This is a genomic window from Acinetobacter sp. WCHAc060025 (genome assembly GCF_004209355.1).
In the GTDB taxonomy this organism is placed as follows: domain Bacteria; phylum Pseudomonadota; class Gammaproteobacteria; order Pseudomonadales; family Moraxellaceae; genus Acinetobacter; species Acinetobacter wuhouensis.
This window is the reverse complement of sequence record NZ_SGSX01000021.1, coordinates 58,032-64,398: the sequence shown is the minus strand read 5'-3', so window position 1 is coordinate 64,398 and position 6,367 is coordinate 58,032. Positions and strand designations below refer to the sequence as shown.

Sequence of the window (6,367 nt, the reverse complement as noted above, 5' to 3'; positions counted from 1 at the left end):
AGTATTTATTGAATGATGTACGTAGTGAGATAAAAACCCTACTCTAAACCTTGAAGAATATGGATACGCGAAAACGTCATCCGCAACTGTTTGAGGCAGGACTAAATATACAAGTTAATGTTTCTGTGATGTATTGAAAAATTTGACGGATGTTGACGAGTTTTGCGGTGAGGAGCAACGCTCCGCAAGGTGGTTTTCTTGCGAAGCTTCGCTTCTCATTTTTCCGAAAAAAAGTAAGGCGAGCCGCAGGCTAAACCCTAAATCCAAATACTTGATGTAAGACTCCGTCAAACAAGCTTTAAAATAGTTTTAAAAAGACATCTATCACATCAGTTATTAAGAATAAAAAAGCCACTCTATCGTCAGAATGGCTTTTCATTTGAAATTTATAAATGACCTTGTTATTTCCACTTTACCGCTTGGACTTCAACTTTCTTTTGTGTAGGTGCGTCACTGGTTGAACAACCGCAACCACCGCCACAGCCTGCAACCATGGCAGGTTGAATCCATTTTGCTAACCCATTCCAACCTTTTGATCGGCAAAATTGAGCAAGCTTAGAAAACACCGAATACGCTGACTTGGGAAATACTTTCTTAAATACGAAGATTGCACTCCAAATCACCAATGCTGTAATAATCAATAATTCAACCATTTCAAACTCCTCGCTGATTGTCCAAGACTTTGAACGCGATACGATAAAATCTAAGCGCCAAAGTAATGTGATGCAATTTGATAAGTAAAGAACGCCATCAAATAAGCCAAGCCAAATAGATAAGCTGTCATACCTGCCACTGTTTTCCATGAACCTGTTTCACGCTTGACAGTTGCCAGTGTCGCCAAACAATGCGGTGCATAGATAAACCAAACCAATAATGATAAACCTGTCGCCAATGACCAACTCAAATCACCTTGGCTGATCAATTGTGATAAACCTTGTGTCACTGCATCTTCATCTGTTGCAGACAACGCATAGACCACACCCAATGATGCCACTAAGACTTCACGTGCTGCCATTGCAGGAATCAATGCAATACAAATCTGCCAATTAAAACCAATCGGTGCAAAAATCGGTTGCATCAAATGCCCTAACATCCCTGCAAATGAATAGTCGATTGCAGGTAAAGTTCCGCCTTCAGGTGGTTGAGGGAAAGTACACAAGAACCAGAGCAAAATAGATAAAGCGAAGATAATGCCACCCACACGCTTTAAGAAAATCTTGGCACGATCAAGCAAACCAATCCACACACTTTGAATATCTGGGATACGATAACTTGGAAGCTCCATTAGCAACGCATGTTCAGACTTATCCTTTTGGAAGAACTTCAATACGGTTGCCACAATCAAGGCACTCACGATCCCAGACATATAGAGCGCGAAAAGCACCAAACCCTGTAAATTTAGAAAACCCCAAACCGTTTGTGATGGAATAAAGGCCGCAATTAACAAGGCATATACAGGCAAACGAGCTGAACAGGTCATTAATGGCGCAACAAAAATCGTGGTTAAACGATCTCGTGGATCACTAATACTACGTGTCGCCATAATCCCCGGTACGGCGCAAGCAAAACTTGAAAGCAAAGGAATAAATGAACGACCACTTAAGCCTGCTTTAAACATCAGTTTATCTAAGAGGAATGCTGCACGAGGTAGATAACCTGATTCTTCTAAAACGAGAATAAAGAAGAATAAGATCAAAATCTGTGGCAAGAACACCACAACACCACCCGCCCCTGCAATCACACCGTCAACAACAAGACTATTCAGTAAGGGTGCAGAAATGAATTGACCGACAAACTCACCTAACCAAGCAAATCCATCTTCAATCAAAGTCATGATCGGTTCTGCCCAAGCAAACACCGCTTGGAATACCACAAACATCATCAATGCTAAACTTGCTAAGCCTAATACAGGATGCAAGAAAATTTTATCAAGAAAATCCGTACGCTTATCTTCATGATCAACAAAAATCACCACATCTCTTAGGATTTGATCGACTTTGTCATGATTTGAACCTGTCAAGATCACATCACTCAGCGCCACATCAGGTGTACGGAATTTTTCTTGATCTAAAGCTGCCATGAGGTTTTCAATACCCGCATTACGCACGGCAACTGTTTCAACCACTGGGATGCCTAAACGTTGTGACAGTTTTTCAGTATTGATTTGCATGCCACGACGACGTGCTTCATCCATCATGTTGAGTACAAGTAGAATCGGCTTGCCCTGTTCAATCACTTCAAGAACTAAACCCAAGTGCAGTTTTAAGTTAGTTGCATCAACCACACACAGAAAAGCATCTTGTTCTTGCTCATCTGCAATTTTACCTAAAATCACATCACGGGTAATTTCTTCATCAGGACTGGTCGCATTTAAACTATACGTTCCTGGCAAATCGAGTACACGTACAGCACGCGAAGAAGGCAAAGTAAATGCACCTACTTTTCGTTCAACCGTCACACCTGCATAGTTAGCAACTTTTTGACGTGTTCCTGTTAAATGGTTGAAAAGTGAAGTTTTACCGCAGTTCGGATTCCCGACCAAAGCGACTCTTAATGTTTCGCTCATACAGCCGCTCCTTGCACAACTTCTTGAATTTCAATACGTGCTGCTTCAACCTTACGTAAAGCAAAACGAGTAAAACCGATTTGAATTAAAATAGGATCTCCACCGAAAATACCTTTCGTGATCACTTGTACTTGCGTGCCAGGCACAAAACCTAGTGTTTCCAAACGACTCGCCACTAAATCTGGCTGATTGACATTATCAGAAACGGTACGATTGACCTTGCTGATAATGGCAGTTTGCTTTACTTTTAAGTCTGACAAACGCACTGCGATTAACCCTGAAATTAATACGATATTCAGTTTATTATACATACAAATGAGAATAATTACCAAATAAGGTTTGATTCCAATTCTCATTTCCAAACAGCGTTCGACTTATCTTTTTTTTTAGTCTACATTTCCACAATAAATATCTAATTCTCTTGACCAAAGCTATGCTCAATAAGAAACCACGTATCCCCACTGCGGTAACCATTCCTGAAAATTTAAGCTTTTTACAGGGATTTCGTGACTACTTAATTGCGCAAACGGTCAGTCCGCATACAAGAAATGCCTATTTATCCGACTTAATTCAATGTAGTGAATGTGTAACAGCCTACCTGCCCGATTGGACGCATGACGATATTTCAGACGTTTTGATTGAATTGACTAAACAAGGTAAAAGCCCGCGTTCAATTGCTCGTTCATTGTCTGCACTCAGAGCTTTTTTTAAATTTTTACGTGAACAAAAAATCCGCTTGGACAATCCTGTTGCAGCCCATAAAACGCCAAAACTTGGACGTGCATTGCCTAAAGATTTATCTGAACAAGATGTAGAAGCACTGATCCAAGCACCCGATGTCAGCACCGCGCTCGGCTTACGTGACCGAGCCATGTTTGAAGTACTTTATGCATGCGGCTTACGTGTTTCTGAATTGTTAAATCTCAGACTGGATTTGATTAACCTCAAACAAGGCTATTTAAGAATCACAGGGAAAGGCAATAAAGAGCGACTGGTTCCTTTAGGTGAGGTCGCGTGTGAATGGGTTGAAAAATATTTAGTAGAATCTCGCCCACAACTCTATAAATCAGCGACTGATTATCTTTTCCTTACTCAGCATGGTGGCATCATGAGTCGGCAAAATTTTTGGTATGCCATCAAACGTTATGCACTACAGGCAGGAATTCAAGCAGAACTTTCACCACATACCATGCGCCACGCCTTTGCCACTCATTTATTAAACCATGGTGCAGATTTACGTGTGGTGCAGATGTTATTGGGACATAGTGATCTATCAACAACACAGATTTACACCCATGTCGCTCAAGTTCGTATGCAACAACTACATGAAAAATATCATCCAAGGGCTTAGTTTTTTTTTATAAAATATGAAAATAGGGTTGTATATCGTCAATTTACATCCCTTAATCAAGTTTTAACGTACGACAATAAAAATTTTGCTATGCTATTTTCCTCAAAACGGGTTTGTTAAAACCACGTAAAAAAACACAAAGAGTTATTTTATGCTATTAAATCGTTCAAAATTGATGCTCGCTTGCCTCATTGCAGGCTCTATCTCCGTGAGTGCTTGCTCAAAAAACCAAGACTCTAAAAAAGATGACACCTTGACTGCAACTGCGCCTGCCACTGGTGAAGCTTCAAATTTAACTGATCGTGATACCAAGCAAAAACTCATTCAAACCTTACAAGCCAATTTTCAGAAAGCGGGTGTTAAAGCCAAGATTTTAGATGCAAAGCCTACTGAGATGCCAAATCTGTATTGGATCAGCATGGAAGGCATGTCTTCAGTTTATGCAACGGCTGATGGAAAATTCTTAATCCAAGGTGATGTCATCCGTTTAGGTGGTAAAGAACTCAGTAGCATTGGTGATTCACTACAAGCTGCTGAAAATAAAAAGCATTTATCACAATTAAAAACTGAAGATTTATTGGTCTACCCCGCTAAAGGCAAAACCAAGCACGTGATCTACGTCTTTACTGATGCAAGTTGTCCATATTGTCATAAATTACATGAACATATTCCTGAGATTAATGCCAAAGGCATCGAAGTTCGTTATATCGCATGGCCGCGTGGTGAACAATTTATGCCTGCGATGGAAAGTGTTTGGTGTAGCCCAAATCGTCAAACCGCATTTGATCAGGCGATTACAGGCGCGCAACTTCCACCAGCAACTTGTCAAAATCCTGTGCGTGCCCAGTATGAACTTGGCTTGAAAATGGGCGTGAATGGTACACCTGCAATTTACAATGTAGAGGGTGAACATATCGGTGCATATATGACTGCAGATGAAATTGAAAGCCGTTTAAATAAATAATTTTTATCAGTAAATTTACAATAATTTATATATAAATAATTATTGTTTTCTGCTGAACATAAAGATGCGTCAGACTCTAGAGTCTGGCGCATTTTTTAGCTATGATCTAAGCTTATTAAAATTTATATGCATAATTGGAGTGTGACGTGAAACCAGTTCGTCTGGCAATACTCGGTCTTGGAACCGTAGGCGGTGGTGCCCTTAAACTACTACAAGAAAACGCTGCTGAAATTAGACGTCGCACCGGTCGTGAAATTCAAATTACCCATGTGGGTACTCGTCGTCCACGTCCTGATTTAAATTTACCAGACAGCGTGAAACAAAGCGCCGATCTTCTTGATATTGTTCGTCAGCCTGATGTTGATGTCGTTGTAGAAGTCATGGGTGGGATTCACCCAGCTTATGAAGTGATTATGGAAGCCATTAAACATGGCAAACAAGTCGTGACTGCCAACAAAGCACTACTTGCTGAACATGGTAATGAACTGTTCAAAGCTGCTGATGATCATCATGTACAGATCGCTTATGAAGCTGCGGTTGCGGGCGGTATTCCAATTATCAAGGTCATCCGTGAAGGTTTGGCTGCCAATAAAATCGAATGGCTTGCTGGAATCATCAACGGTACAGGTAACTTTATCCTCACAGAAATGAGTGAAAAAGGTCGTGCTTTTGACGATGTCCTCAAAGAAGCGCAAGAACTTGGCTATGCCGAAGCTGATCCAACCTTTGATGTTGAAGGGGTTGATGCTGCACATAAGCTCACGATTCTTGCTTCATGTGCATTTGGTATTCCGCTACAGTTCGACAAGGTGTATACCGAAGGTATTACTAAAGTGACTGCTCAAGATGTCAAATATGCTGAAGAACTTGGCTATAACATCAAACACTTGGGTATCGCGCGTCGCTCTGCGAAAGGTATCGAATTACGTGTACATCCAACTTTAATTCCTGCTGAAGAACTCATTGCCAATGTTAATGGCGTGAAAAATGCAGTTCTAGTACAAGCCAATGCTGTTGGTCCAACATTGTACTATGGCGCAGGTGCCGGCGCAGGTCCTACTGCTTCTGCTGTCGTTGCTGATGTGGTGGATATTGTTCGTGACATCATTTATACCGAAGATGGGGCTGGTACGATTCCACAATTGGCGTTTGAAGCACTGTCAGATTTGCCAATTTTGCCTAGCGAAGAAATGACCACTGGCTACTACATCCGTATCAATGCTGAAGACCAGACTGGCGTACTTGCAGATGTAACAACAATTTTAAGCCGTGCGGGTATTGGTATTGATGCCATCATGCAACAGCCACGTCTAAAAGATTTGATTCCTATCGTAATTTTGACTGATCCAATCCAAGAATCAGTGATGAATAACGTACTTTCTCAAATTCAAGCTTTACCGACTATTCATGGCGAAATCGTTCGAATTCGTTTAGAATTGCTTGATAACTAATCGGGTTGGGGAGTGATGAACTCCTCACCAGCTCC

The 6,367-nt window shown here is 41.1% G+C and carries 6 protein-coding genes; 3 read left to right on the top strand and 3 right to left on the bottom strand.

Annotated elements, in window-relative coordinates; all coding sequences use genetic code 11:
* Window positions 1-401: 401 nt before the first annotated feature.
* From EXE09_RS15955 to EXE09_RS15945, 3 genes are read right to left on the bottom strand one after another with little or no spacing between them, the layout of a single operon-like run.
* On the bottom strand, window positions 402-653 hold the full coding sequence (locus EXE09_RS15955; protein WP_068973866.1) for a DUF6587 family protein: 252 nt from the start codon (window positions 651-653) through the stop codon (window positions 402-404).
* A 50-nt stretch (window positions 654-703) separates the two neighbouring features.
* Entirely contained in the window at window positions 704-2,566 is a 1,863-nt protein-coding gene (gene feoB, locus EXE09_RS15950) for a ferrous iron transporter B (RefSeq protein ID WP_130117904.1), read from the bottom strand.
* On the bottom strand, window positions 2,563-2,832 hold the full coding sequence (locus EXE09_RS15945; RefSeq protein ID WP_162994989.1) for a FeoA family protein: 270 nt from the start codon (window positions 2,830-2,832) through the stop codon (window positions 2,563-2,565). The genes feoB and EXE09_RS15945 overlap by 4 nt, the downstream gene beginning before the upstream one ends.
* 167 nt (window positions 2,833-2,999) lie before the next feature.
* Between EXE09_RS15945 and xerD the strand changes: the two genes are divergently transcribed.
* The 3 genes from xerD (at window position 3,000) to EXE09_RS15930 (ending at window position 6,332) form a co-directional block, all read left to right on the top strand.
* Complete coding sequence (xerD, locus tag EXE09_RS15940; protein WP_068973868.1) at window positions 3,000-3,917, top strand: site-specific tyrosine recombinase XerD; 918 nt, start codon at window positions 3,000-3,002, stop codon at window positions 3,915-3,917.
* A 151-nt stretch (window positions 3,918-4,068) separates the two neighbouring features.
* A complete protein-coding gene (locus tag EXE09_RS15935; RefSeq protein WP_068973869.1) occupies window positions 4,069-4,881 on the top strand; it encodes a DsbC family protein in 813 nt (270 codons plus the stop codon).
* Window positions 4,882-5,027: 146 nt separating this feature from the next.
* A complete protein-coding gene (locus tag EXE09_RS15930; protein ID WP_130117903.1) occupies window positions 5,028-6,332 on the top strand; it encodes a homoserine dehydrogenase in 1,305 nt (434 codons plus the stop codon).
* Window positions 6,333-6,367: the final 35 nt, after the last annotated feature.